The sequence below is a fragment of the Photobacterium panuliri genome (assembly GCF_059920555.1).
This window is the reverse complement of sequence record NZ_CP197192.1, coordinates 3,331,077-3,356,732: the sequence shown is the minus strand read 5'-3', so window position 1 is coordinate 3,356,732 and position 25,656 is coordinate 3,331,077. Positions and strand designations below refer to the sequence as shown.

Below are 25,656 nucleotides of genomic sequence, written 5' to 3'. Positions count from 1 at the left end.
TATTTCATCTGCACAGAAGCGCCGTTTACAGTAGCGCCCGTAGACGGTAAAGCTCCTCGAGTGCCTCACGAGGCGTCATTTCATCCGGGTTGATCCGGGCCAGAGCCTCTTCGATTTCGCTCGGCTCAGGGATCAGGCTCAGTTGCTGCTCTTCGCGCGGGGCGGCCGAAGCCGGTGCAACGGCTTGCTGGTGGCCGCTGGCCTCGAGTTGCTGGAGCTTGATTTTGGCCCGCTTGATCACTGATTTCGGTACCCCGGCAAGGCTGGCAACGGCAAGGCCGTATGATTTGCTGGCCGCGCCTTCTTGTACTGCGTGCATGAAGGCAATTTCATCACCGTGTTCGACCGCATCAAGGTGGACGTTGGCCAGGCCATCGATCAGTGATGGCAGTTCAGTCAGCTCGAAGTAGTGGGTTGCGAACAGGGTCATGGCCGCAATTTTGTCAGCCAGCCATTCAGCGCTCGCCCAAGCCAATGACAGGCCGTCATAGGTACTGGTACCCCGGCCGATTTCGTCCATCAGCACCAAGCTGTTCTGGGTGGCGTTGTGGAGGATGTTGGCCGTTTCTGTCATTTCGACCATGAAGGTCGAGCGTCCCGATGCCAGATCGTCCGAGGCGCCGATGCGGGTGAAGATCCGATCCAGCGGGCCGATCTTGACGGCTTCGGCCGGTACGAAAGAGCCGACATGGGCAAGCAGTGCTATCAGGGCCGTTTGGCGCATGTAGGTCGATTTACCACCCATATTAGGGCCGGTGATGATCAGCATCCGGCGGTCGCGATGAAGCGAGATCGGGTTGGCGATAAACGGTTCGCTCAGTACCTGCTCGACTACCGGGTGGCGGCCTGCGGTGATTTCGATCCCGGTGTTTTCCGTCAATTCAGGGCGGCAGTAGTTGAGACTGTCGGCACGCTCGGCCAAGTTGGCAAGAACATCCAGCTCAGACAGGGCACTGGCGGCATTTTGCAGCTGCTCCAGATGCGGCAGCAACTGGTCGAACAGCTCTTCCCACAGCTTTTTCTCCAGAGCCAGAGCTTTGGATTTCGAATTGAGTACTTTGTCCTCGTGCTCTTTGAGCTCGGGGATGATGTAGCGCTCGGCATTCTTGAGGGTTTGGCGGCGCACATAGTGGCTAGGTACCAGATGGCTTTGGCCACGGCTGACCTGGATATAGAAACCGTGGACTTGGTTGAAGCCCACTTTCAGGGTATCGATATCATGGCGTTCGCGCTCGCTGGCTTCCAGCTCTTCGAGGAACTTGGTGGCCCCGTCAGCCAGATCGCGCCATTCGTCTAGCTCGGCATTGTATCCCGGTGCCAGTACGCCCCCGTCGCGGATCACGACAGGCGGGTTTTCGATAATGGCACGCTCGAGCAATTCGCACAGCTCATCCATCGGCGCGGCATACTGGGCCAGTTCGCCAATTCGCTGCTGGGGAATGTCGGCGAGCAGATCGGAAAGCTCCGGCAAGTATTGGAGGGCAGTGCGCATCCGGGCGAGGTCGCGAGGACGAGCCGAGCGCAGGGCCAGTCGGGCAAGAATACGCTCGAGATCCCCCATGTGGCGGAGAACGCCGGCAAGATCGACAAACAGACCGCTGTCCTTGAACGTCTCGATGGCGTCGAGACGGCCGTTGAGCTGGTGCTGGTCGCGGATTGGCTGGTGCAGCCAGCGCTTTAGCAGGCGGCTACCCATCGGCGTCGCGGTCTGGTCCAGTACCGATGCCAGCGTGTTGTCATAGCCCCCCGCCAGATTCTGGGTCAGCTCTAGGTTGCGGCGCGTGGCTGCATCGAGGATCACCGCGTGATCTTTGGTATCCAAGGTAATGGCGCGGATGTGAGGCAGGGCGGTGCGCTGGGTGTCTTTCACATATTGCAGCAGGCAACCGGCTGCGCATAGGCCACGCTAGGCCTGCTCGACGCCGAAGCCGACCAGATCGCGGGTGCCGAACTGCATAGTGAGCTGCTGGCGGGCCGTTTCGAGGTCGAACTCCCAGACCGGGCGGCGGCGGCTTCCTTTGATGCTCTGAAGCAGGCCGGGCAGGGCAAAGTCTTCTGGGTAGAGCAGCTCTGCCGGGCTGGTGCGCTGCAGCTCGGCCTGCATCGCCTCTTCGGTTTCCGGTTCGGTGAGCATGAAGCGGCCGGAGGTGATGTCCAAGGTCGCATAGCCAAATTTATCGCCTTCGTGGTAGATGGCGGCAATCAGGTTGTCGTGGCGCTCGTTGAGCAGGGCCTCGTCGCTGACGGTTCCCGGGGTGATGATCCGCACCACCTTGCGCTCTACCGGTCCCTTGCTGGTTGCCGGATCGCCAATCTGCTCGCAGATGGCCGCAGAGACGCCCTGCTGGACGAGCTTGGCAAGATAGCCCTCGATGGAATGGTAAGGGACTCCTGCCATCGGGATCGGCTGGCCGTTGGAGGCACCGCGCTTGGTCAGGGAGATATCCAGCAGTTGCGAAGCGCGTTTGGCGTCGTCAAAAAATAGTTCGTAGAAGTCACCCATCCGGTAGAACAGCAGGACCTCGGGGTTCTCGGCCTTGATCTTCAAATACTGCTGCATCATTGGGGTATGCTTTTCTATGCCTTTTACTGTCACGATTTTGCCTGCTACATTGTGCCGGGTGGAGGAGAGCATTCCACCTTATCCGGTGAATTTTCTGGTCGCCTAGGATACGTGAATCGGTCCGGTCGGCAAAGAGGGTGCGCCGGAATTTTAATCATCTGAGCGAGCTCGTACCGGGCTGCGGGAAGAAGGAAAACGGAGATGGAATTAGCAACGGCATTGGGTGAGCAGCTCGCTCGCCTACAATGGGTCGCAGCCACGGCAGAATCATGTACCGGTGGCGGGGTAGCGACGGCGATTACGGATATAGCGGGCAGCTCGGCATGGTTTGACCGTGCTTTCGTAACCTATAGCAACGAAGCCAAACAGGAGATGCTCGGTGTCGCGGCGCAAACTCTCGATAGTCACGGTGCAGTAAGTGAAGCCGTGGTCAGGGAGATGGCCGCAGGGGCTCTGGCGCATTCTCGGGCCGATATCAGTGTGGCGATCAGCGGTATTGCCGGGCCGGGCGGCGGTTCGGAGAGTAAGCCGGTAGGGACAGTTTGGTTCGCGTGGGCAGATCGGCATGGCTGGATCTCGGCCGAAAGGTATCTGTTTGACGGGGATCGCTCGGCAGTTCGAGCGCAGGCGGTCACGGTGGCGCTGGAGGGAATGCGCAAGCGGATGGTTGTGCTTGAGCCATGATGACAGGCAGTCAGCAGATTGAAAAAAAAGTTCACACAGCACTAGACACTGTATGAATAGACAGTATACTAGTAATCAATATCAGTACTTAATCTCAGCATTTATTCAGTATCCCTGGAGATTCGAATGGACGACAACAAGCAGAAGGCACTTGCCGCGGCCTTAGGTCAAATTGAAAAGCAATTCGGTAAAGGCTCGATCATGAAACTGGGCGACAACCGTACTATGGATGTCGAAACCGTCTCTACGGGCTCGTTGTCACTTGACATCGCCTTGGGTGCTGGTGGCTTGCCAATGGGCCGTATCGTTGAAATCTTCGGTCCGGAATCATCAGGTAAGACAACACTGACCCTTGAGGTGATTTCAGCTGCGCAGAAGCAGGGCAAGACCTGTGCCTTCATCGATGCAGAGCACGCTCTAGACCCTATCTATGCCAAGAAGCTGGGCGTAGATATCGATCAGCTGTTGGTGTCTCAGCCAGATACCGGTGAGCAGGCGCTTGAAATTGCCGATGCACTGGCGCGTTCAGGCGCTGTCGACATTCTGGTTATCGACTCCGTGGCCGCGTTGACGCCGAAGGCGGAAATCGAAGGCGAAATGGGCGACTCGCACATGGGTCTGCAGGCGCGTATGCTGTCTCAGGCAATGCGTAAGCTAACGGGTAACCTTAAGCAGTCAAACTGTATGTGTATCTTCATCAACCAGATCCGTATGAAGATCGGTGTGATGTTCGGTAACCCAGAAACCACTACTGGTGGTAATGCGCTGAAGTTCTACGCTTCTGTTCGCCTTGATATTCGCCGTACCGGTTCAATCAAAGACGGTGACGAAGTCGTTGGTAACGAAACCCGTATTAAGGTAGTCAAGAACAAGATTGCCGCGCCGTTCAAGCAGGCTGAAACCCAGATCCTTTACGGTATCGGCTTTAACCGCGAAGGTGAACTGGTTGACCTTGGCGTGAAGAACAAGCTGGTTGAGAAAGCTGGTGCCTGGTACAGCTACAAGGGTGACAAGATCGGTCAGGGCAAGGCGAATGCGTGTAAGCACCTGCAAGAGAACCCTGAAATCGCGGCGGAAATCGAAAAGCTGCTGCGTGATATGCTGCTAAGCACCGCCGAGGAAAATGCGGCAGCCGCTGGCGAAGACGCAGCCTTGGAAAAAATGGATGCAGAAGATCAGGAATTCTGATCCAGCCAAGCAGATTGAGCAACAAGATTAACCAAACGGGCGGGTAGGCGACTACCTCGCCCGTTTTTGCATGTAAGCGAGTGAGACCGACCATGAGAAAGCAACCACCTAAGCAGAGTGTGAAAGAAGCCGCCGTGGGCTATCTTTCGCGCCGTGACCATGCCGAAAAGGAGCTGAGGAAAAAGCTGAAGAACCGGGGCTACGAGAGTGCCGAGATCGACGAGGCCGTGGCCTTTTGTCAAGACTACAACTGGCTTGACGATGCTCGCTTTGCCGGGCAGATGCTGCGCAATGGGCTCGCCAAGGGGTGGGGATTACTGCGGATCAGGCAGGAGCTCAAGCTTAAGGGGGTACACGAGGTCGTGGTGCGTCAGCTGCTCGATGAGGATGAAACCGATTGGTTCGAGCATGCCCGAGCAGTGGCCCGGCGCAAATTCGGTGAAACGCAGGCCGATACCCCGAAGGAGCAGGCCAAGCGGGTGCGTTTTATGCAATATCGGGGGTTTGATTTCGAGCAGATCAAATATGCCTTCGGGGTCGACGAGGAATATTAGGCGGAAGGCCGTGTGATCTCGCCTCCGTCACCGTCAGTACGAGTGGCTGCCAAGGGGTAGAAAATGTCCCATTTGACCACATAACATTTCCTGTTACGCCTGCCGTTGTTTTACAATATCAGCCAAAGCATTTATTTTAGTCCAATCACGGCCTGCCCGAATTGTCCCGCCAAGGGCATGGCGGAGTACCCGGGCCTGCTAGTACGAAAATAAATTCGTTCATTCAGTTTACATGAAAGCACTATTCAGGAATTGCCAATGTACATGAGCACTGATGAGGTACGCAACGCGTACCTCAAGTTCTTTGAAAGCAAAGGACACCAAATCGTAGATAGTTCATCGCTAGTTCCACACAACGACCCGACCCTGCTGTTTACCAATGCAGGTATGAACCAATTTAAGGATTGCTTCTTAGGCCTTGAGAAACGAGCCTATACTCGAGCGACTACGGCTCAGCGCTGTGTACGTGCAGGCGGTAAGCACAACGACCTAGAAAACGTAGGCTTCACGGCCCGTCACCATACTTTCTTCGAGATGCTGGGTAACTTCAGCTTCGGCGACTACTTCAAGCACGATGCCATTCAGTTCGCGTGGGAATTCCTGACTGAAGTTCTTCAGCTGCCAAAAGAGCGCCTGCTAGTTACTGTTTACAAAACCGATGACGAAGCATTCGACATCTGGAACAAGACGGTAGGTATCCCTGCGGAGCGTATTATCCGTATCGGTGACAAGGAAGGCGGCAAGCCGTTCGAGTCAGACAACTTCTGGCAGATGGGCGACACCGGTCCTTGCGGTCCATGTACCGAAATCTTCTACGACCACGGCGACCACATTGCCGGGGGACCTCCTGGCTCACCAGACGAAGACGGCGACCGCTTCATCGAGATCTGGAACAACGTATTCATGCAGTTCAACCGTCATGCGGATGGCACTATGGAGCCGTTGCCGAAGCCGTCGGTTGATACCGGTATGGGCATCGAGCGTATCTCTGCAATCATGCAGGGCGTTCACTCAAACTACGAAATCGACATCTTCCAGACGCTGATCAAAGAAGCCGCCAAGGTGATTGGCTATGAAGATCTGTCTAACCAGTCACTGCGCGTTGTCGCGGACCACATCCGCTCTTGCGCCTTCCTGATTGCCGATGGCGTTATGCCTTCGAACGAAGGCCGTGGCTATGTATTGCGCCGTATTATCCGTCGCGCTGTGCGTCACGGTAACAAGCTAGGTGCCAAAGGGGCCTTCTTCTTCAAGCTGGTTGGCCCTCTGGCTGACGTGATGGGTTCTGCTGGCGAAGAGCTGAAGAAGCAGCAGGAAATGGTTGAGAAAGTACTGAAAATCGAAGAAGAGAACTTCGGTCGTACTCTTGACCGTGGTATGGCTATTCTTGCCGAAGCACTGGATGCGCTAGATGGCGAAGTGCTGGACGGCGAGACAGTGTTCAAGCTGTACGATACTTACGGCTTCCCTGCTGATTTGACCAACGACGTTGCTCGCGAGCGCGGTTTCTCTATCGATGAAGAAGGCTTCAACGATGCAATGGAAGCCCAGCGTCAGCGTGCCCGCGAAGCAGGCCAGTTCGGCGTTGACTACAACGACGCGATCAAAGTCGATGCGGACACTGAGTTCTGCGGCTACAGCGCGACGGAAGGTGATGCCACAATCGTTGCTCTTTACCGCGAAGGCCAGAGTATTGATAGCGCTGCCGAAGGTGAAGAAGTACTGGTTATCTTGGATAACACGCCGTTCTACGCGGAATCAGGCGGCCAGTGCGGTGATACCGGTGTGATGAGTGCTGAAGGCATTCAGTTCGATGTTACCGATACCCAGAAGTTCGGCAATGCAATCGGCCACAGCGGCAAAGTGGCTGCGGGCAGCCTGACTGTTGGCGGCAAGATCAAAGCGGTTGTCGATGCGGCTCGCCGTGCCAAGATCAGCCTGAACCACTCTGCAACGCACTTGATGCATGCTGCACTGCGCAACCTGCTGGGTGAGCACGTAGCACAGAAAGGCTCTTTGGTTAAGCCAGAAGGCCTGCGTTTTGACTTCTCGCACCTAGAAGGCGTGAAGCCGGAGGAACTGCGCGAAGTTGAGCGTGTGGTGAACGAGCAGATCCGCCGTAACCATGTTATCAGCACTGATGTTATGGACATCGATGCAGCCAAAGAGAAAGGTGCGATGGCACTGTTTGGCGAAAAATATGATGACGAGGTTCGCGTCCTGAGCATGGGCGACTTCTCTGTCGAGCTTTGTGGTGGTATTCATGCCTCTAAGACCGGCGACATCGGCCTGTTCAAGATCATCTCCGAAGGGGGTATCGCAGCCGGTATTCGCCGTATCGAAGCGGTAACTGGCGAAGCGGCAATTGCTGCTCTTCATGAGCAGGAAGCATTGCTGGCCAAAACAGCGAACTTGGTGAAGTCTGATGCTGCCTCTGTTGCAACCAAAGTAAGCGCCTTGGTTGCCCACAGCAAGCAGCTGGAAAAAGAAATCCAGCAGCTGAAAGACAAGCTGGCTGCGCAAGAGAGCGCGGGCCTAATTAACCAGGCGAAAGAAATCAATGGCGTTAAAGTCTTGATCGCCAAGCTTGACGGCGCGGACAACAAAGCCCTTCGCGGCATGGTTGACGAGCTGAAGAACCAGCTGGGCAGCGGTATTGTTGTTCTTGGCAACGCAAGCGATGACAAAGTTGGCCTGATTGCGGGTGTGACCAAAGATCTTATCGGCAAAGTGAAGGCCGGTGAGCTGATCAACATGGTTGCCCTACAGGTTGGCGGTAAAGGCGGCGGCCGTCCTGACATGGCTCAGGCGGGTGGTACCGATGCAGCAGCCCTTCCTGCGGCGCTGGAGTCTGTGACACCTTGGCTGGCGGAGAAGCTGTAATTACACTGGAGTAGTAAAGTGGCATTGTTGGTGCAGAAGTTCGGTGGTACCTCGGTTGGGAGCATCGAACGTATTGAAGCAGTCGCTGAGCGTGTGATCAAAGCGCGCCAGCAGGGGCATCAAGTTGTCGTGGTCGTATCGGCAATGGCCGGTGAAACCAACCGCTTGCTGGGCTTGGCCCGGCAGGTGGATGAAGTGCCGACCCCGCGCGAGCTGGATATGCTGCTGTCGACCGGCGAGCAGGTGACCATCGCCTTGCTTGCTATGGCACTGAACAAACGGGGCTACCCGGCGGTGTCGCTGACAGGCGACCAGGTGGCAATCCGAACGGATGATGCCTTCAACAATGCCAGTATTCTCCAGGTAGAGACAGAGACTCTCGAAAAATGGCTAGGTCAGGACCACATTGTGGTGGTGGCCGGGTTCCAGGGACGTGATAGCGGAAACAATATTACGACCCTGGGTCGCGGTGGTTCCGATACCACCGCGGTAGCCATCGCAAGTGCGTTGGATGCTGACGAATGCCAGATCTTCACCGATGTGGACGGGGTATATACCACCGATCCGCGCTGGGTGGACGACGCGCAGCGATTATCAGAGATTCATTTCGATGATATGGCAGCGATGGCACGTCATGGTGCAAAAGTGCTACAATTACAGTCGGTTGAATATGCAAGGCAACATAAAGTGCCATTGAGGGTACTGTCTTCCTTCGATGACGGAGAAGGTAGTCTGGTATGCTTCCAGCCCATGAGCCCGCAACAGGGGGCCGTTGGTCTGGCTATGAAGAGTCAGCATTGTCTTGTCGTGGTATCTGAGCCTATAGGGCAGATAGAGCCACGCTTGCAGCTACTGGGACTGGACGCATGGTGTTATGCCGAGCAAGCGCATTCGACCGGCATTATTATTGCCAGTGATGAGCTGGCACGTTTGCGATTGGTGCTGGCGTCTGATATCGCCAATCACCTACCTGATGTCGCTGTGATGACTCTGGTAGGGGAGGGGGTGGCGCAGATCCGCGACCAATTGGAAACGGCAATGGCAGAGGCGGAGGTGATGGTTTACCATAGTAAATCTACATCCCGTTGTATGTCCCTGCTTATTAATGGGCAGGATCAACAATTAGCGGCGAAAATCATCCACAAAAAATTTGTGGTTGAGCCAGAAAGTCTGGATAATCGACTGCTTCTCGCTGTTTCTTGAGCAGTGACCATTTACGAAAATGTAAAAATTGTTGGATAATAGACTTAACTCTTATAAGACTGAGATTACTCAAGGAGCACACGAATGCTAATTTTGACACGTCGCGTAGGTGAAACGCTGATGATTGGTGATGAAGTCACTGTCACCGTATTGGGCGTTAAAGGTAACCAGGTTCGCATTGGTGTAAATGCACCAAAAGAAGTTTCTGTGCACCGCGAAGAAATCTACATGCGCATTCAAGCAGAAAAAGAAACAGGTTCCCAGGGTTCTGGTAACTACTAATTCGGAAAAGGTCAGCATTGTTTGCTGGCCTTTTTTGTATCCATACGCTGCCGTCTGTTTTTCTGCCTTCTTCTTCAGAAACCCAGAAATAAGCCAGTAAGTCGATGTTCGCGTTTGATTAATTGCCTACTTGGCTATTAAGTATTCATACGCGCGAAAGAAGTCATTTTTTCACAACAAAGTGTTTGACTTATTTTTGGCTAGCAGTAATATGGGCCCCCGCAAGACGGTGAGGTGGCCGAGAGGCTGAAGGCGCTCCCCTGCTAAGGGAGTATACGGTTTATAGCCGTATCGAGGGTTCGAATCCCTCCTTCACCGCCATTCTTGCTTCAAGATTGTTTCTTGAGAAATGCCTGCGCGTCCGTAGCTCAGCTGGATAGAGTACCTGGCTACGAACCAGGCGGTCGGAGGTTCGAATCCTCCCGGACGCGCCATTATTTAAAAGCATTGCCTTAGGGCGGTGTTGTAAAAACCGAATTAAGTGTGCGCTCGTAGCTCAGCTGGATAGAGTACCTGGCTACGAACCAGGCGGTCGGAGGTTCGAATCCTCCCGAGCGCGCCATAATTTGTGTGGTGAGGTGGCCGAGAGGCTGAAGGCGCTCCCCTGCTAAGGGAGTATACGGTTTATAGCCGTATCGAGGGTTCGAATCCCTCCTTCACCGCCATTCTTTCTTTCATTGAAAGATGCCTGCGCGTCCGTAGCTCAGCTGGATAGAGTACCTGGCTACGAACCAGGCGGTCGGAGGTTCGAATCCTCCCGGACGCGCCATTATTTAAAAGCATTGCCTTAGGGCAGTGTTGTTACAACCGAATTAAGTGTGCGCTCGTAGCTCAGCTGGATAGAGTACCTGGCTACGAACCAGGCGGTCGGAGGTTCGAATCCTCCCGAGCGCGCCATAATTTGTGTGGTGAGGTGGCCGAGAGGCTGAAGGCGCTCCCCTGCTAAGGGAGTATACGGTTTATAGCCGTATCGAGGGTTCGAATCCCTCCTTCACCGCCATTCTTCCTTCAAGAGATCCTTGAGAAAGAATTGCCTGCGCGTCCGTAGCTCAGCTGGATAGAGTACCTGGCTACGAACCAGGCGGTCGGAGGTTCGAATCCTCCCGGACGCGCCATTATTTCAAAGTATCAACGGATTGCTACTCAAAAACCGAAAGGTTACAATCAGATTCATTGCGCGCTCGTAGCTCAGCTGGATAGAGTACCTGGCTACGAACCAGGCGGTCGGAGGTTCGAATCCTCCCGAGCGCGCCATCTTTAAAGTAATCTGCCATTGGCAGAATACAGCCTGCGCGTCCGTAGCTCAGCTGGATAGAGTACCTGGCTACGAACCAGGCGGTCGGAGGTTCGAATCCTCCCGGACGCGCCATTATTTTTAAAGTATCAATGGATTGTTACTGAATGACCACAAGGTCAAACATCAGATTTACTGCGCGCTCGTAGCTCAGCTGGATAGAGTACCTGGCTACGAACCAGGCGGTCGGAGGTTCGAATCCTCCCGAGCGCGCCATTATGTTTGAAGCAATAGCTTATTGCTATTACTTTATTGCTGAAAGGCACACAATCAGATTTACTGCGCGCTCGTAGCTCAGCTGGATAGAGTACCTGGCTACGAACCAGGCGGTCGGAGGTTCGAATCCTCCCGAGCGCGCCATTATTTTGAAGCAATAGCTTGTTGCTGTTACTTCATAGCCGAAAGGCACACAATCAGATTTACTGCGCGCTCGTAGCTCAGCTGGATAGAGTACCTGGCTACGAACCAGGCGGTCGGAGGTTCGAATCCTCCCGAGCGCGCCATTATTTTGAAGCAATAGCTTGTTGCTGTTACTTCATAGCCGAAAGGCACACAATCAGATTTACTGCGCGCTCGTAGCTCAGCTGGATAGAGTACCTGGCTACGAACCAGGCGGTCGGAGGTTCGAATCCTCCCGAGCGCGCCATTATTTTGAAGCAATAGCTTGTTGCTGTTACTTCATAGCCGAAAGGCACAAAATCAGATTTATTGCGCGCTCGTAGCTCAGCTGGATAGAGTACCTGGCTACGAACCAGGCGGTCGGAGGTTCGAATCCTCCCGAGCGCGCCATCATTTTAAAACCCGGCTTAATCGCTGGGTTTTTTTATACCTAAATTTTGTACCGTTCGGCTGATTTGCATCTATTGGCTCCGGCTACACCTCGCGCTATTCCTTTCCCTTCTCTTTTGCGATATCCCTCCTTGCCTTGGTATTAGCCAGTGAGTGCGGTGACTCTTACGTCAGCGTCAGTGTTTGGCGAAATGACCTTTCCAATTCGAATCTAGTAGTGAAATACGCTAATCCACTCTGGCCTCAGGAGGTTGATCCTCTAGCAAAGGGATTTTGGTGATTAGTTGGTAAATTTACTACGTAAATCGCATTTCAGAACAAATCTTCATCGTTATGGTGCTATTTATTAATCAATTTGACATATTTTTACTTCACGTGTTATTTGTTAACGCCCTACTAACACAGGGAATGAAAGGAAGCGTTATGGCCGATTTAGGGAGTGTGCTGTGGGAAGCGGCCACCATCATGGTGACAGGCATGGTGGTGGTGTTTCTTTTTCTCAGTATTTTGATTTACCTCGTTCAATTGCTGGCAAGGATTGCCCCCAAGGATGCCCCGGCGGCTCCAGCCAGAAGTCACCCGACCCCCGTTTTGCCATCGCACAATGGTGTGCGGCCTGAGATCGTGGCCGCGATTGGCGCTGCGGTGCACCAGTATCGCAGCCGAAAGGTATAAGTCTGCGGAATAGACCAGACAGCCTGATTGAAGCCGTGTGGATATAGGATTCGTTTTTTGACAAGGAGTTTGTGAGCATGTCTAAGCCACTAGCCATCACTGATGTTGTATTGCGTGATGCCCACCAGTCACTTTTTGCTACCCGTTTGCGGGTTGAGGATATGCTGCCCATTGCCGAGCAATTGGACAAGGTCGGCTATTGGTCTCTCGAAACGTGGGGCGGGGCGACATTTGACGCCTGCATCCGTTTTCTTGGGGAAGATCCGTGGGAACGCCTGCGTCTGCTTAAGCAGGCGATGCCCAATACCCCGATGCAGATGCTGCTTCGGGGCCAGAACTTGCTGGGCTACCGCCATTATGCCGATGATGTGGTCGAGAAGTTCGTTGAGCGCGCCCACGCCAACGGAATGGACGTCTTCCGGATTTTCGATGCGATGAACGATGTCCGGAATTTCGAAAAGGCCGTCAAGGCGGCGGTGGATGTCGGCGCTCATGCCCAGGGAACCTTATCCTATACCACCAGTCCGGTACATAACCTTGAGACTTGGACGGATCTCGCCAAGCGACTTGAGGATCTCGGCTGCCACTCGCTTTGTATCAAAGATATGTCAGGCCTGCTCAAGCCGTATGAGGCCGAGGAGCTGATCACTCAGATCAAGGCGTCGTGCGATATCCCTCTGGCCTTGCACTGTCATGCGACGACTGGGTTGTCGGCGGCAACGGCGGTGAAGGCGGTCGAGGCGGGAATTGATATTCTCGATACCGCGATATCGTCGATGAGCCAGACTTATGGCCATACCCCGACTGAAACCGTGGTCGCCATGCTCGAGGGTACCCCTCGCGACACCAAGCTCGATTTGCAGCAGCTTGAGCCTATCGCCACCTATTTCCGTCAAGTACGTAAGAAATACGCCAAATTTGAAGGCAGCCTTAAAGGGGTTGATGCCAGGATCCTGTTGGCTCAGGTGCCGGGCGGCATGCTGACCAATATGGAAAGCCAGCTCAAGGAGCAGGGGGCCGCTGATCGTTTCGACGAAGTGCTGGAGGAGATCCCGCGCGTGCGTCAGGATCTGGGCTATATACCGCTGGTAACGCCGACCTCGCAGATTGTCGGTACTCAGGCGGTGCTCAATGTGCTCACCGGCGAGCGCTACAAAAGTATCAGCAAGGAAACGGCCGGTGTGCTGAAAGGCGAATATGGTGCCGCGCCTGCACCGGTGAACAGTGCGTTGCAGGAGCGGGTACTTGAGGGTGGCAAGCCCCTGACTTGCCGTCCGGCAGATCTGCTTGATGCAGAGTTGCACCGATTAACCGATGAACTGCTGGCCAAAGCCCAGTCAGACAATATTACGCTTGCCGACCAACAGGTTGATGATGTGCTGACCTATGCACTGTTTCCTCAGGTTGGGCTCAACTTCCTTAAAAATCGCAATAACCCTGAAGCGTTTGAGCCAGCGCCGGGGAGCGAGCCTGACCCTGTCGTTACGCCCGCAACAAAGGCCGCGCCTGCTGCTGGCGGGGTTGAAGCCTATAGCGTGACGGTGGATGGCCAGCTCTACAATGTTGAGGTTGGTCCCAGTGGTGCGCTGACAGCCGTTTCACCGGCCGCCGCCGCCCCATCGGTAGCCCCAGCCGCTTCTGCCGCCGTTACTGCTGAACCGGTAGCTGCACCCTTGGCAGGCAATATCTTCAAGATCCATGTCCAGCCGGGGCATCAGGTATCGGAAGGTGATGTATTGGTGATCCTCGAGGCGATGAAGATGGAAACCGAAGTCCGGGCTGCCCGCAGCGGCGTGGTGCAGGAGCTCCTCGTCAAGGAAGGTGACTCGGTGGTGGTCGGCGCGCCGATCCTCAGTCTGGCATAAGAGGGTACCATGGAAGGTTTATTGATACTCTGGAGCGAGACGGGGCTGGCCAATTTCGAGTTTGGCCAGATAATCATGATGTTGGTCGGTGCCGGCCTGTTGTATTTGGCGATCAGCAAGGGCTTTGAGCCTCTGCTGCTGTTGCCGATAGGGTTCGGGGCGATACTGGCCAATATCCCCAATGCCGGTTTTACCGAGCCGGGCGGGCTGCTGTATTACATTTACCATGTCGGGATAGAAACCGGGATCTTCCCCCTGCTGATCTTCATGGGGGTCGGGGCGATGACAGACTTCGGGGCGTTGATTGCCAACCCCAAGACCTTGCTCCTCGGCGCGGCGGCCCAGTTCGGGATCTTCTTCACCCTGTTCGGGGCGATTCTGCTCAATGTGATCCCGGGGATGGACTTTACCCTGGCCGATGCATCGTCGATTGCGATTATCGGTGGTGCTGATGGTCCGACTGCGATTTTCCTTGCCAGTAGGCTATCGCCAGATCTGCTCGGGGCGATTGCGGTTGCCGCATACAGCTATATGGCATTGGTGCCGATTATCCAGCCGCCGATCATGAAGGCGCTGACAACGGCTGAAGAGCGTAAGATCCAGATGAAGCAACTGCGGCATGTCAGCAAGGGGGAGAAGATTCTGTTTCCACTGGCGGTACTGCTGATGACCATCTTGTTCCTGCCGTCGGCGACACCCTTGGTGGGGATGTTCTGCCTTGGTAACCTGATGCGCGAGTCCGGTGTGGTGGAGCGCTTGTCCAAGACGGTGCAGAACGAGCTGATCAATATCGTCACGATCATGCTTGGGCTTGGCGTCGGCTCTAAGCTTGAGGCCGAGACATTCCTTCAGCTTGAGACGCTGGGGATTTTGGTCTTGGGGGCCGTCGCCTTCAGTGTCGGTACCGGTGGCGGTGTACTGATGGCCAAGCTTCTTAACCGTTTCAGCAAGGAGGATATCAATCCGCTGATTGGTGCGGCGGGGGTATCGGCAGTACCGATGGCGGCCCGGGTGGTTAACAAGGTCGGTCTGGAGGCCAATCCGCAGAACTTCTTGCTGATGCATGCGATGGGGCCGAATGTGGCAGGGGTCTTGGGCTCAGCCGTGGCCGCCGGTATCTTGCTGGCCTTGGTTGGGTAACTCTTCGGCTTTCGGTCAATTCACCGGAACAAGCTGAATTTTGCAATATTTTGAAACGGGTAGCTGATCGCTGCCCGTTTTCTTTTGCGCCAAATCCGTTAAGGTAGGAGGGCTGGTGACGACGAGGGGATCGTACTCTCCTCGATAGGCTAGCGGTGGTTGCCATATGGCGGCTACCTGATTGGATAGATTGGCTAAGTTGTTTTAATGCTAGAGTTATTTCATGGTGATTCGGCGCTTTGGGTGCTGTTCACAACGGGTTTTTTGAGTGCGACGCTGTTGCCTGGCGGATCGGAGGCCAATCTCGTGGCTTCTCTCAAGCTGGGTGATAACGCTGTTTGGCTGGTGGTTGCGGTAGCGACATTGGGCAATACGCTCGGGGGGATGACCAATTATTGGCTTGGCCGGTTGTTGCCGGATAAAACTTCTCAGGAAAAACACGGTCATAGAGCTTTACTATGGCTGAAAAAATACGGCTACTGGTCGCTGCTGCTCAGTTGGCTGCCGTTGGTCGGTGACCCGCTCTGCCTTGCTGCAGGGTGGTTGCGGATGCGGCACTCTTTGAGTTTATTGCTGATAATGGTCGGCAAGGCGCTCCGGTATACGGTACTGGCTATGATCGTAACAGGATTATTATAAGGAAGGCATTACGTGCAAAAGTGGATAGTGGGCGTTGCGCTGTTGTCACTGGCTGGCTGTAGCCTGCTAGAGCCCCAGCAAGAGTCGGCGGCGCTGCCGCCAGGCGTGACATTCGTGGGGCAGTTGAAGGGCGACGAGAGTGCGGTATCACCGGTGATACCGTATTCGAAATATACACTGGCAAACGGCCTGACGGTGGTGCTCCATGAGGATAAATCGGATCCTCTGGTGCATGTCGATATGACCTACCATGTCGGCTCTGCCCGTGAGGAGCTGGGTAAGTCTGGTTTTGCCCATTTCTTCGAACATATGATGTTCCAAGGATCAAAGCATGTGGGCGATCAGGAACACTTCCGCCTGATCACCGAGGCGGGCGGAACCATGAACGGGACGACCAACCGGGATCGGACCAACTATTTCGAAACGGTGCCTGCCAACCAGCTGGAGAAAGTATTGTGGCTTGAAGCGGACCGAATGGGGTTCCTGCTTGAGGCGGTGTCACAGCGTAAGTTCGAGATCCAGCGCGACACGGTGAAGAACGAACGCGCCCAGCGCTATGAGAACCGCCCTTATGGTTTGGTTTACGAGCGTATCGGCGAGGCGCTGTATCCACGGACACATCCGTATTCTTGGCAGCCAATCGGCTATGTTGAGGATCTTGACCGGGTCAACGTTAATGATCTGAAGGCGTTCTTCTTGCGCTGGTACGGGCCAAACAATGCGACGCTGACCATTGGTGGTGATATTGATATCGCCAAGACGCTGGAATGGGTCAATAAGTACTTCGGTTCGATCCCGCGTGGCCCTGAAGTCGATAAACCAGCCAAGCAGCCTGTAACCTTGGCAAACAACCGCTTCTTGACGCTGGAAGATAATATTCAGCAACCGATGCTGATGATGGCTTGGCCGACCTCTTATAGCGGTGCTAAGGACGAAGCATCTTTGGATATGCTGGCTCGGGTGATCGGCGGTGGCAAGAACAGCCTGCTATACCAGAACCTCGTCAAGACTGGCGAAGTGGTTGATGCCGGTGCGTTCCATGACTGTGCTGAATTGGCCTGTACCATGTATGTTTATGCTATTGGCCAAAGCGGTGACAAAGGGGATCTGAAAACTCTGCGCAACAAGGTAGAAGGGATCCTGTCCGGGATCGAGCAGCGCGGGATCAGCGACAAAGAAGTGAATGAGCTCAAGGGCATGGTCGAGGCGAATGCCATCTTCGGCCTCCAGAGTGTCAGCGGCAAGGTGTCGCAGCTGGCTTCCTATGAAACCTTCTACGGCAACCCGGGTTACCTGACGACTGAGCTGGGTAATTTGCGAGCGGTAACGCCAGCAAGCATGGAGGCGGCCTACGAGCAATACATCAACGGCCACCCGAACGTGACGCTGAGCGTGGTGCCGCATGGCAAGACCTCGCTTCAGGCTGCTGCGCCTAATTATGCCCCTGCTGAGCGGATCATTCCGGCTCACAGCACGGTTAGCGAAGCGGCACTGAAAAAGCAGATGCGAGAGACTCGCGACGATTTCGACCGCTCGGTGATGCCACAGCCTTCAGCACCGGTAGAGGCAGCGATGCCGACCCTGTACCAGTTTGAACTGGCCAATGGCATCAAGGTGTTGGGAACGGAATACCGCGAGACCCCGACGGTTGAGTTGCAGCTGGTGGTTCCGGCGGGACGTCGTTTTGAGCCACAGGGCAAGGCGGGACTGGCGCAGTTGACCGCAAGTATGATGGCTGAGGCCTCGCAGAAATCCACGGTGGAGGAGCTATCTTCGCGGCTGGATATGCTGGGCAGTACCGTGAACTTCACTGCCGGTAAGTACGGGACGGTTATCTCGCTGACCTCGCTGAAAAAGCACCTGCCGGAAACGCTGGCTATCTTGCAAGAGCGGTTGTTCTTCCCTGCATTTAATCAGGCTGATTTCGACCGGGTGAAAAAGCAGGCCCTTGAGGGGATTATTTATGAACATCAGCGCCCGTCTTGGCTGGCTGGGCAGGCAACCCGTGAAGTGTTGTTCGGTGGAACTAACTTCAGCCTGCCGCCGGAAGGAACCAAGGCATCGCTAAGTGCAATTACCCTTGAGGACGTGAAGGCGTTCTACAACCGTTACTATACGCCGAATGGGGCAGATCTGGTGGTGGTGGGTGATATCAGCCAGCAGTCATTGCAGCGTGATGTCGGTTTCCTCGCCAACTGGCAGGGGATGCCGACACCTAGCTATACCACGCCAGCGCTGCCGACCCTGTCGCAGCAGAAGGTGTGGCTGGTGGACAAGCCGGGCGCGCCGCAGAGCGTGATCCGCTTGGTTCGTCAGGGGCTGCCTTACGATGCAACGGGTGAGCTGTACCGTACCCAGTTGGCGAACTTCAACTTGGGCGGTAACTTCAACAGCCGGATCAACCTGAACCTGCGTGAGGACAAGGGCTATACCTATGGCGCTGGAGGCTACCAGAGCGGCGGCCGCGAAGTAGGGCTGTCGGTCTACTATGCACAGGTGCGTGCCGATGCGACGTTGCCGTCGGTCAAAGAGTTTCTTGCCGAGCTGGGCAAGATGTCCCGTGACGGGGTGACTGACAAGGAGCTGGCCTTCATGCGTTTGGCCGTGGGGCAGAAAGATGCCTTGAGTTATGAGACGCCAAGCAAGAAGGCCCAGCTGCTGGGGCAAATCCTGACCTACTCGCTGCCGGAAAACTTCGTCGAGCAGCGTAACCAGATTGCTGCTTCAATCAGTAAATCGACCATCGATAAGTTGGCAGCCAAGTGGTTTAACCCGCAGGATTACCAGATTATCGTGGTGGGGGATGCCAAGAGCTTGAAGCCGCAACTGGAAACCCTCGGCCTGCCAATCGAGGTGATGGAGCCGAAAATGTAACTCAGAGAATAGCCGGTCGTATGACCGGTTATTTTTTATCTGGGGGAGGTATTTTAGCCTCGCTGCCGCGATGCAGAATCGTGCAGAATTGTTGCTGTAGGGTAAAAGTGTTTCGATACAATAATAATGGTAATCAACCACAATAATGATTACTCTACCGAGCTGAGTTGTTAACGATTGAGAATCACCTTGATGGATTTTTCACAAAGATTGCAGCGAATTGCTGCGAATCCTGACGCCCTGACCCAAATTGGCCGTGGCCTAGAGCGTGAAGCATTGCGTATTACGCCTGAGGGGGCGTTGTCGCCTGAGCCGCATCCATCCGGATTGGGATCGGCGCTGACCAACAAGTGGATCACAACAGATTATGCCGAGTCGCTGCTGGAGTTTATTACCCCGGTTTCGCACAATGTCGAGCACCTGTTGTCTCAGTTGGCTGACATCCATCAGTTTACCTATGCCCAGATGGGCGACGAGCGCCTGTGGCCGATGTCGATGCCGTGCTTTGTCGGCAATGAAGATGACATTACGCTGGCGCAATACGGCAGTTCGAACACGGGACGGATGAAGAACCTCTACCGTGAAGGTCTAAAGCGCCGTTATGGCAGCATTATGCAGGTGATCTCCGGGGTTCACTTCAACTTTTCATTCCCTGATAGCTTCTGGGACCAGCTGTTCGGCGAGCAGGCGGCTGACGAACGCCAGAATGCCGTTTCTGACGCTTACTTCGGCCTGATCAGAAACTATTACCGATTCGGTTGGTTGATCCCGTACCTGTTCGGTGCTTCTCCGGCACTATGCGGCTCGTTCCTCAACAATGCGGCCTCCTCGAAGTTGGCGTTTGAGAAAGTGGGCGAGGGGACTTATTTCCTACCTAATGCCACGGCATTGCGATTGAGTGATCTTGGCTACACCAACAGTGAGCAGAGCTCGCTGAAAATTGGCTTTAACGGCTTGCCTGAGTACCTCGAGGGTTTGCGCCGTGCGATTCGCACGCCTTCAGAAAAGTTTGCCGAAATTGGGGTGAAGGTTGATGGCGAATACCGTCAGCTAAACGCCAATGTTCTGCAAATTGAGAACGAACTGTATGCCCCGATCCGGCCTAAGCGCGTGACCCAAAGTGGCGAGAAACCGTCCGAAGCGTTGGAGCGCGGCGGTGTCGAGTATATTGAGGTTCGCTCGCTGGATGTTAACCCGTTCAGCCCTGTTGGTATTACCGCTGATCAGGTGCGTTTCCTAGACCTGTTCCTGACTTGGGCGGTGCTGTCTGATTCGGCTCCGATGGATCAGTGTGAGCTGGAATGCTGGCGTGATAACTGGAACCGTGTTGTCCTCGATGGACGCAATCCTGAGCTGTTGCTCAAGATTGGTTGTGATGGCGAGCGTCTGACCGTTCAGCAGTGGGGTTCCCGTGTTTTTGCCGAGCTGGCTGAGGTTGCCAAGGTAATGGATACGGCAGCGGGTAATGATGAATATCAGCAGACCTTGAGCCGATTGCAGACGTGGATTGATGAGCCTTCATTGACCTTGTCGGCTCAGGTGCTTACGCAAATTAAAGAACAACAGGGCATTGGCCGTATGGGCAAGGCGCTGCTTGCCGAGCATGCGACGACGCTGTCTGAGCGTGAGTACGGCTATTATGATCAGGCTGCTTTCGAGCAGGAAGCCCAAGACTCGGCGGTTCGTCAGGCGGAAATTGAGTCGGCGGATATGGTATCGTTTGATACCTTCTTGGATCAGTATTTTGCTGATATTAAGTCGGTATAACAGGCATAAAAAAAGCGGGCAGCGTCATGCTGCCCGATAAATAATTTCGCAGGGATGATGGCAGCACGGGGCTGCCAGTCATAGTATAAGACCCTAAGGACGGAAATGAGTTCCATGCTTGCAGGAAAAAAGCGCGCATTTTTTCGTAGTTCATTGTTATTGGCGGCGGTTGTCCTGACCGGTTGCGCCTCTGCCCCTCCCCAAGACCAATCCAACCTTTGCAATATCTTCCGTGAATATCCCAGCTGGTATGAGGATGCGCTTGATATGGAAAAGGAGTGGGGGACACCGATCCAAGTTGCGATGGCCTTCATCAAACAGGAAAGTAGTTTTCGCCATGACGCCAGGCCGCCCAAGAAATATGTCCTAGGATTTATCCCCTGGGGGCGGGTGAGTAGTGCCTATGGCTATGCCCAGGCACAGGACCCGGCTTGGGCCGATTATCAGAAAGCCACGGGTAATGGCGGCTCGCGCACTGATTTTGCCGATTCACTGATGTTCGTCGGTTGGTATACCCATGAAACCCAGCGCCAGTTGGGAATTTCGAAGTGGGATGCTTACCGCCAGTATCTGGCCTACCATGATGGCCGCGGTGGTTATAAGCGGGGGACGTATAAGTCCAAACCCAATTTGATCAAGGTTTCTCGCCGTGTCGAACAGCAGGCCAAGAGTTACGGCTGGCAACTCAAGCAGTGTCGTACTGAGCTTGAGGATAACCGGAGCTGGTGGCCGTTTTAATCCCTGAGGTGGTTAAACCTTGCGCGATAGCGGTGTGGTAGGTAGGGTTAAGGATGTATATACGGCTTCTGTGCCAGAAGCCGTTGAGATGGCCAAGGAGTAAAGGAAGCATGCCACTATTAGACAGTTTCACCGTAGATCATACCCGGATGCAGGCCCCAGCCGTTCGGGTCGCCAAAACAATGAAAACGCCCAAAGGCGATACCATCACGGTGTTTGACCTGCGTTTTTGCCGCCCGAATGCCGATATTCTCAGCGAGCGTGGCATCCATACCCTCGAGCACCTTTATGCCGGTTTTATGCGCAGCCACCTTAATTCCGAGCGGGTGGAAATTATCGATATCTCACCGATGGGCTGCCGTACGGGTTTCTATATGAGTCTGATTGGTACACCGAGTGAGGAGCAGGTTGCTGACAGCTGGCGTGCGGCGATGGAGGATGTGCTTAAGGTCGAATCTCAGACCCAGATCCCGGAGCTGAACGAGTACCAGTGCGGGACTTACAGCATGCACTCATTGGAAGAGGCACAGGCGATTGCCCGCGCTATCCTCGAGCAGGGCATTGCCGTCAACAAGAATGACGAGCTGGCCTTGCCGGCTTCCATGTTGCAAGAGCTCAAGATCAAATAACGTCTGCCTCGCGTATTTATCCGATAGGAATCACCGTGGGGCCACGGGTGATCCAACAACAAAGCCGGCTGAGTGCCGGCTTTGTTGTATTGGTAGTGATTGAACGTGGGGGCCTTAGCCTGTTTTTTGCAATTGGCCTGGCATGATCTTGACCCGTTTGACCATATTGTCGGAGACCTCGACGATTTCCATCTGGTAGCCTGCCACCTTGACGCTGAGCTGGCTGTCGGGGATATCCTCGAGGTGTTCGAGGATCAGGCCGTTCAGGGTACGTGGCCCGTCGGTAGGCAGCCCCCAGTTGAGGCTCTTGTTGAGGTCCCGAATATTGGCACTGCCTTCGATCAGCAAGCTCCCGTCGTTCTGGGGGGTGATCTCCTCGGCCAGCGTCGGGCTGATGGAGGTGGTGAACTCCCCGACAATCTCCTCGAGAATATCTTCGAGGGTGATCAGCCCTTGGATATCGCCGTATTCGTCGACAATAAGGCCAATACGCTGCTTGTTACGCTGGAACTTTATCAGCTGAATATTGAGGGGAGTGCCTTCGGGAATGAAATAAACCTCGTCAGCGGCGCGAAGCAGGTTCTCCTTGCTGAAATCGTTTTTGTCCATCATCAGGCGATAGGCTTCGCGAACTCGGAGCATTCCAACAACTTCGTCGATAGTGTCGCGGAAAAGTACGATCCGGCCATGAGCCGAGTGGCTGAGCTGGCGGACAATGGATTTCCAGTCGTCGTTGATATTGATGGCGGCGATTTCGTTGCGGGGAACCATTAGGTCTTCGACGGTGACATTTTCCAAGTCGAGGATAGACAGCAGCATGTCTTGGTGGCGACGGGGGATCAGCCCCCCGGCCTCGTTGACCACGGTGCGTAGTTCGTCTGAGCTGAGTTTGCCGTCATGATGGTTGCCGACCCTGAGGCCGAGTAGGCGCAGGAAGCCGTTGGTGATCCCGTTGACGAACCAGACCAGCGGGTAAAGGAGCTTCATCAGAAGTTGCAGGAGCACGCTGCTGGCATAGGAAACCCGTTCGGGATAGAGCGCAGCGAGTGTTTTCGGGGTGACTTCGGCAAATACCAGCACCACCAGGGTCAGGGCACCGGTGGCAATGGCCACGCCCATGTCGCCGTAGAGGCGCATACCAAGGATGGTCGCGATGGCTGATGCAAGGATGTTGACGAGGTTGTTGCCGATGAGAATGAGCCCGATCAGCCGGTCAGGGCGAGAAAGAAGTTTCTCCACCCGTTTGGCTCCCTTGTGGCCTTGGTTGGCCAAGTGGCGGAGCTTGTAGCGGTTCAGTGCCATCATTCCGGTTTCTGAACCGGAAAAGTATCCTGAAATGACGAGCAGTAATATCAGCAGGGAAAATAAAATCCCGGTAGATACATCTTCCAAAAAGCTATTCCTTAACGTTTCGGTTACATGTACTGTGTACCCAGATGCTCTGGGTGTCAATGATAGCGGCCTAAATCAGCCGCCGATGATGATCTCCTTGACGAAGCGGCTGCCAAAATAAGCCAGTGTCAGTAGAAAGGCACCGACTAAGCTATACCAGACAACACGGCGTCCTCGCCAGCCTTTCTGGTAATGGCCCCATAGCAGGGTGCTGTACACGACCCACGCCAAGAAAGAGAGTACGGCTTTGTGGAGTTTGCCTTGCGCCATCATGTCCTGAATGAAAATCAGGCCGGTGATCAATGTCAGTGTCAGGAGGCCGTTGCCGACAAGGATGATCTTGAAAAGTTGGCGTTCCACCATCATTAATGGGGGAATGTTCGGGTTGATCAGCAGGCTCTTCTTACTTTTGAGCTTATGGTCGAGCCAAGCCAGCTGGATTGCATACAGGGTCGCAATCATCAGGGTCGAGTAGGAGAACAGCGCCAGTGAAATATGCAGCAACAGCTGGGGATGCGATTCGAGGTGGGTGATAAATGCCCCGGGCAGCATGATGGCAGCGGATAAATTGATGGCTGCAAAGCTGTAGACGACCGGGAGCAGGAACCAAACCCGCATTCGTAGCATGGCTGTGGTGGTGATGATGGCTATCATCAGGCTGATCAGGGAGGCGACATTGAGGATACTGAGGTTTTGCCCGACACCGCCGAGGATCAAGTCTTTGAGCAACAGGAGATGAAGAGCAATGGCGCCAATAGCGGAAAAGAAAACCGGTTTGGTTTTGATGCCGTTGTTGTTGGTAAGTCCGGGCACGACTAACCCTAATGCGAGAAAGTACAGGCAAGCAGCCGCCAAGGCTATCAGCATATCCATAGTAAACTTAACTGGTTAAGATGGTAAGAGTTCGCAAGTATACCTTGCCCGCCCTGTCTCTTCCATGCCAAAGCCGTATTCTGCGCGGCAGAATAGGGTTTTGTAAGCCAATGTCACAGTGAAAGTCGCCTACGGGGCATGAAAGCATCATAGGGATTGCGGTATACTAGCCGGATCATAACGATTTAGATTATTGCGTAACGAGCGAGTAGCACATGTTCGAAAATTTAACGGAGCGTTTATCGCGAACGCTAAAGAATGTCAGTGGGCGCGGTCGACTGACCGATGACAACATCAAGGATACGCTGCGTGAAGTACGCATGGCGTTACTCGAGGCAGATGTTGCGCTGCCAGTCGTCCGTGAATTCGTTAAGCGTGTGAAAGAGCGCGCTGTCGGTACAGAGGTATCGAAGAGCCTGACGCCGGGTCAGGAGTTTATCAAGATTGTTCAGGCCGAGCTTGAAGCGGTGATGGGCGAGTCCAACGAGGATTTGAACCTTGCCAGCCAGCCGCCTGCGGTAATTTTGATGGCGGGCCTACAGGGTGCGGGTAAGACCACCAGTGTGGGTAAGCTGAGTAAACTGCTTAAAGAGCGCAAGAAAAAGAAAGTGCTGGTGGTGTCGGCTGACGTATATCGCCCTGCCGCTATCAAGCAGCTAGAAACATTGGCCAGCGATCTTGGTGTAGACTTCTTCCCGTCAACACCGGATCAGAAGCCAGTACAGATTGCCCAAGATGCATTGGCTCATGCCAAGCTAAAATTCTATGATGTCCTGATCGTCGATACCGCAGGTCGCCTGCACGTCGACGGCGAAATGATGGAAGAGATCAAGGACGTCCACAAGGCGATTGATCCGGTAGAAACCTTGTTCGTGGTTGATGCCATGACAGGTCAGGATGCGGCCAATACGGCCAAGGCCTTTGATGAGGCCCTGCCGCTGACCGGTGTGATCCTGACCAAGGTCGACGGTGATGCCCGTGGCGGTGCGGCGCTGTCAGTACGCCATCTGACTGGTAAGCCGATCAAGTTCTTGGGTGTTGGCGAGAAGACCGATGCGCTTGAGCCGTTCCACCCAGACCGTGTGGCTTCGCGTATCCTCGGTATGGGCGACGTGCTGTCGCTGATCGAAGATCTTGAGCGTAACGTCGACAAAGAAAAAGCCGAGCAGCTGGCGAAGAAATTCAAAGAGAAGAAAGGCTTCGATCTGGAAGACTTCCGTGACCAGTTGCAGCAGATGAAGAAAATGGGCGGCATGATGGGGATGCTGGACAAGCTTCCAGGTATGTCGCAACTGCCGGACAATGTCAAAGACCAAGTTGATGATAAGATGTTCGTTCAGATGGAAGCGATCATCAACTCGATGACCCCGGGAGAGCGTGAGCGCCCTGATTTGATCAAGGGCTCGCGTAAGAAACGTATCGCTCTGGGTTCAGGTACCCAGGTGCAGGATGTAAACCGTCTGCTCAAGCAGTTCACCCAGATGCAGAAGATGATGAAGAAAATGCAGAAGGGCGGCATGAAGGGTATGATGCGTAATATGAAAGGTATGATGTCTGGCGGCGGAATGTTCGGCCGCTAAGGTTTTTTGCCTTTATATTATTAGGCTTGCTGGAGCGACAACTC

Annotated in this window: 17 protein-coding genes, 15 tRNA genes and 1 pseudogene; 30 read left to right on the top strand and 3 right to left on the bottom strand. The window is 54.4% G+C overall.

The window, feature by feature from the left end; genetic code table 11:
• Window positions 1-25: 25 nt before the first annotated feature.
• Window positions 26-2,635: pseudogene (gene mutS / locus ACSF8X_RS15390) on the bottom strand (DNA mismatch repair protein MutS).
• A 129-nt stretch (window positions 2,636-2,764) separates the two neighbouring features.
• On the opposite strand from mutS, the gene pncC reads away from it, so the two are divergent.
• The 29 genes from pncC to luxS all read left to right on the top strand — a co-directional run bounded on the left by pncC (window position 2,765) and on the right by luxS (window position 21,767).
• Entirely contained in the window at window positions 2,765-3,247 is a 483-nt protein-coding gene (gene pncC, locus ACSF8X_RS15385) for a nicotinamide-nucleotide amidase (protein ID WP_500850358.1), read from the top strand.
• Window positions 3,248-3,373: 126 nt separating this feature from the next.
• The gene (gene recA / locus ACSF8X_RS15380; RefSeq protein ID WP_047878302.1) at window positions 3,374-4,435 is read left to right on the top strand and encodes a recombinase RecA; all 1,062 of its coding nucleotides are present in this window, start codon (window positions 3,374-3,376) and stop codon (window positions 4,433-4,435) included.
• Between the two features lie 92 nt (window positions 4,436-4,527).
• Window positions 4,528-4,989: a recombination regulator RecX gene (recX, locus tag ACSF8X_RS15375; RefSeq protein ID WP_500850357.1), complete on the top strand. Its 462-nt coding sequence runs from the start codon at window positions 4,528-4,530 to the stop codon at window positions 4,987-4,989.
• 258 nt (window positions 4,990-5,247) lie between these two features.
• Window positions 5,248-7,872, top strand: a complete 2,625-nt coding sequence (gene alaS, locus ACSF8X_RS15370) for an alanine--tRNA ligase (protein WP_047878300.1) — start codon at window positions 5,248-5,250, stop codon at window positions 7,870-7,872.
• 18 nt (window positions 7,873-7,890) lie between these two features.
• On the top strand, window positions 7,891-9,075 hold the full coding sequence (locus ACSF8X_RS15365; RefSeq protein WP_047878299.1) for an aspartate kinase: 1,185 nt from the start codon (window positions 7,891-7,893) through the stop codon (window positions 9,073-9,075).
• Window positions 9,076-9,159: 84 nt separating this feature from the next.
• Window positions 9,160-9,357, top strand: coding sequence for a carbon storage regulator CsrA (csrA, locus tag ACSF8X_RS15360; protein ID WP_036818084.1), 198 nt, complete (start codon window positions 9,160-9,162; stop codon window positions 9,355-9,357).
• 228 nt (window positions 9,358-9,585) lie between these two features.
• A tRNA-Ser gene (locus ACSF8X_RS15355) sits at window positions 9,586-9,678 on the top strand.
• A 36-nt stretch (window positions 9,679-9,714) separates the two neighbouring features.
• Window positions 9,715-9,791 (top strand) — tRNA-Arg (locus ACSF8X_RS15350).
• 51 nt (window positions 9,792-9,842) lie between these two features.
• Window positions 9,843-9,919 (top strand) — tRNA-Arg (locus ACSF8X_RS15345).
• A 10-nt stretch (window positions 9,920-9,929) separates the two neighbouring features.
• Window positions 9,930-10,022, top strand: a tRNA-Ser gene (locus ACSF8X_RS15340).
• A gap of 27 nt (window positions 10,023-10,049) precedes the next feature.
• Window positions 10,050-10,126 (top strand) — tRNA-Arg (locus ACSF8X_RS15335).
• 51 nt (window positions 10,127-10,177) lie between these two features.
• Window positions 10,178-10,254, top strand: a tRNA-Arg gene (locus ACSF8X_RS15330).
• Between the two features lie 10 nt (window positions 10,255-10,264).
• Window positions 10,265-10,357: transfer RNA gene (locus tag ACSF8X_RS15325), tRNA-Ser, on the top strand.
• Between the two features lie 38 nt (window positions 10,358-10,395).
• Window positions 10,396-10,472 (top strand) — tRNA-Arg (locus tag ACSF8X_RS15320).
• A gap of 62 nt (window positions 10,473-10,534) precedes the next feature.
• Window positions 10,535-10,611 (top strand) — tRNA-Arg (locus tag ACSF8X_RS15315).
• A 38-nt stretch (window positions 10,612-10,649) separates the two neighbouring features.
• Window positions 10,650-10,726 (top strand) — tRNA-Arg (locus ACSF8X_RS15310).
• Window positions 10,727-10,790: 64 nt separating this feature from the next.
• Window positions 10,791-10,867 (top strand) — tRNA-Arg (locus ACSF8X_RS15305).
• 67 nt (window positions 10,868-10,934) lie between these two features.
• A tRNA-Arg gene (locus ACSF8X_RS15300) sits at window positions 10,935-11,011 on the top strand.
• A gap of 66 nt (window positions 11,012-11,077) precedes the next feature.
• Window positions 11,078-11,154: transfer RNA gene (locus ACSF8X_RS15295), tRNA-Arg, on the top strand.
• Window positions 11,155-11,220: 66 nt separating this feature from the next.
• Window positions 11,221-11,297 (top strand) — tRNA-Arg (locus ACSF8X_RS15290).
• 66 nt (window positions 11,298-11,363) lie between these two features.
• Window positions 11,364-11,440: transfer RNA gene (locus ACSF8X_RS15285), tRNA-Arg, on the top strand.
• A gap of 423 nt (window positions 11,441-11,863) precedes the next feature.
• Complete coding sequence (locus ACSF8X_RS15280; RefSeq protein WP_500850356.1) at window positions 11,864-12,115, top strand: oxaloacetate decarboxylase subunit gamma; 252 nt, start codon at window positions 11,864-11,866, stop codon at window positions 12,113-12,115.
• Between the two features lie 77 nt (window positions 12,116-12,192).
• Entirely contained in the window at window positions 12,193-13,980 is a 1,788-nt protein-coding gene (oadA, locus tag ACSF8X_RS15275; protein WP_500850355.1) for a sodium-extruding oxaloacetate decarboxylase subunit alpha, read from the top strand.
• 9 nt (window positions 13,981-13,989) lie between these two features.
• Window positions 13,990-15,120 (top strand): sodium ion-translocating decarboxylase subunit beta, encoded by a 1,131-nt coding sequence (locus tag ACSF8X_RS15270; protein ID WP_047879376.1) that lies wholly within the window; start codon window positions 13,990-13,992, stop codon window positions 15,118-15,120.
• Window positions 15,121-15,327: 207 nt separating this feature from the next.
• Window positions 15,328-15,759: a YqaA family protein gene (locus tag ACSF8X_RS15265; protein ID WP_047879375.1), complete on the top strand. Its 432-nt coding sequence runs from the start codon at window positions 15,328-15,330 to the stop codon at window positions 15,757-15,759.
• A 12-nt stretch (window positions 15,760-15,771) separates the two neighbouring features.
• The gene (locus tag ACSF8X_RS15260; RefSeq protein WP_500850354.1) at window positions 15,772-18,633 is read left to right on the top strand and encodes a M16 family metallopeptidase; all 2,862 of its coding nucleotides are present in this window, start codon (window positions 15,772-15,774) and stop codon (window positions 18,631-18,633) included.
• Between the two features lie 189 nt (window positions 18,634-18,822).
• Window positions 18,823-20,400 (top strand): glutamate--cysteine ligase, encoded by a 1,578-nt coding sequence (gshA, locus tag ACSF8X_RS15255; RefSeq protein WP_205626086.1) that lies wholly within the window; start codon window positions 18,823-18,825, stop codon window positions 20,398-20,400.
• Between the two features lie 114 nt (window positions 20,401-20,514).
• A complete protein-coding gene (locus ACSF8X_RS15250) occupies window positions 20,515-21,138 on the top strand; it encodes a transglycosylase SLT domain-containing protein (RefSeq protein WP_047879372.1) in 624 nt (207 codons plus the stop codon).
• A gap of 110 nt (window positions 21,139-21,248) precedes the next feature.
• Window positions 21,249-21,767, top strand: coding sequence for an S-ribosylhomocysteine lyase (gene luxS, locus ACSF8X_RS15245; protein WP_047879371.1), 519 nt, complete (start codon window positions 21,249-21,251; stop codon window positions 21,765-21,767).
• Window positions 21,768-21,881: 114 nt separating this feature from the next.
• Here luxS and ACSF8X_RS15240 read toward each other — a convergent pair whose 3' ends face one another.
• Together ACSF8X_RS15240 and ACSF8X_RS15235 are read right to left on the bottom strand one after the other, a co-directional pair.
• Entirely contained in the window at window positions 21,882-23,159 is a 1,278-nt protein-coding gene (locus tag ACSF8X_RS15240; protein WP_047879370.1) for an HlyC/CorC family transporter, read from the bottom strand.
• 75 nt (window positions 23,160-23,234) lie between these two features.
• Window positions 23,235-24,032, bottom strand: a complete 798-nt coding sequence (locus ACSF8X_RS15235) for a cytochrome C assembly family protein (RefSeq protein ID WP_047879369.1) — start codon at window positions 24,030-24,032, stop codon at window positions 23,235-23,237.
• A 215-nt stretch (window positions 24,033-24,247) separates the two neighbouring features.
• On the opposite strand from ACSF8X_RS15235, the gene ffh reads away from it, so the two are divergent.
• On the top strand, window positions 24,248-25,612 hold the full coding sequence (gene ffh, locus ACSF8X_RS15230) for a signal recognition particle protein (protein WP_500850353.1): 1,365 nt from the start codon (window positions 24,248-24,250) through the stop codon (window positions 25,610-25,612).
• The last annotated feature ends 44 nt before the right edge of the window (window positions 25,613-25,656 follow it).

Coding starts and splice junctions, on each gene's coding strand:
- ACSF8X_RS15235 (WP_047879369.1), bottom strand. CDS start 24,032: ATGGATATGCTGATAGCCTTGGCGGCTGCTTGCCTGTACTTTCTCGCA.
- oadA (WP_500850355.1), top strand. CDS start 12,193: ATGTCTAAGCCACTAGCCATCACTGATGTTGTATTGCGTGATGCCCAC.
- recX (WP_500850357.1), top strand. CDS start 4,528: ATGAGAAAGCAACCACCTAAGCAGAGTGTGAAAGAAGCCGCCGTGGGC.
- ACSF8X_RS15270 (WP_047879376.1), top strand. CDS start 13,990: ATGGAAGGTTTATTGATACTCTGGAGCGAGACGGGGCTGGCCAATTTC.
- csrA (WP_036818084.1), top strand. CDS start 9,160: ATGCTAATTTTGACACGTCGCGTAGGTGAAACGCTGATGATTGGTGAT.
- alaS (WP_047878300.1), top strand. CDS start 5,248: ATGTACATGAGCACTGATGAGGTACGCAACGCGTACCTCAAGTTCTTT.
- pncC (WP_500850358.1), top strand. CDS start 2,765: ATGGAATTAGCAACGGCATTGGGTGAGCAGCTCGCTCGCCTACAATGG.
- ffh (WP_500850353.1), top strand. CDS start 24,248: ATGTTCGAAAATTTAACGGAGCGTTTATCGCGAACGCTAAAGAATGTC.
- recA (WP_047878302.1), top strand. CDS start 3,374: ATGGACGACAACAAGCAGAAGGCACTTGCCGCGGCCTTAGGTCAAATT.
- ACSF8X_RS15250 (WP_047879372.1), top strand. CDS start 20,515: ATGCTTGCAGGAAAAAAGCGCGCATTTTTTCGTAGTTCATTGTTATTG.
- ACSF8X_RS15265 (WP_047879375.1), top strand. CDS start 15,328: ATGCTAGAGTTATTTCATGGTGATTCGGCGCTTTGGGTGCTGTTCACA.
- luxS (WP_047879371.1), top strand. CDS start 21,249: ATGCCACTATTAGACAGTTTCACCGTAGATCATACCCGGATGCAGGCC.
- ACSF8X_RS15280 (WP_500850356.1), top strand. CDS start 11,864: ATGGCCGATTTAGGGAGTGTGCTGTGGGAAGCGGCCACCATCATGGTG.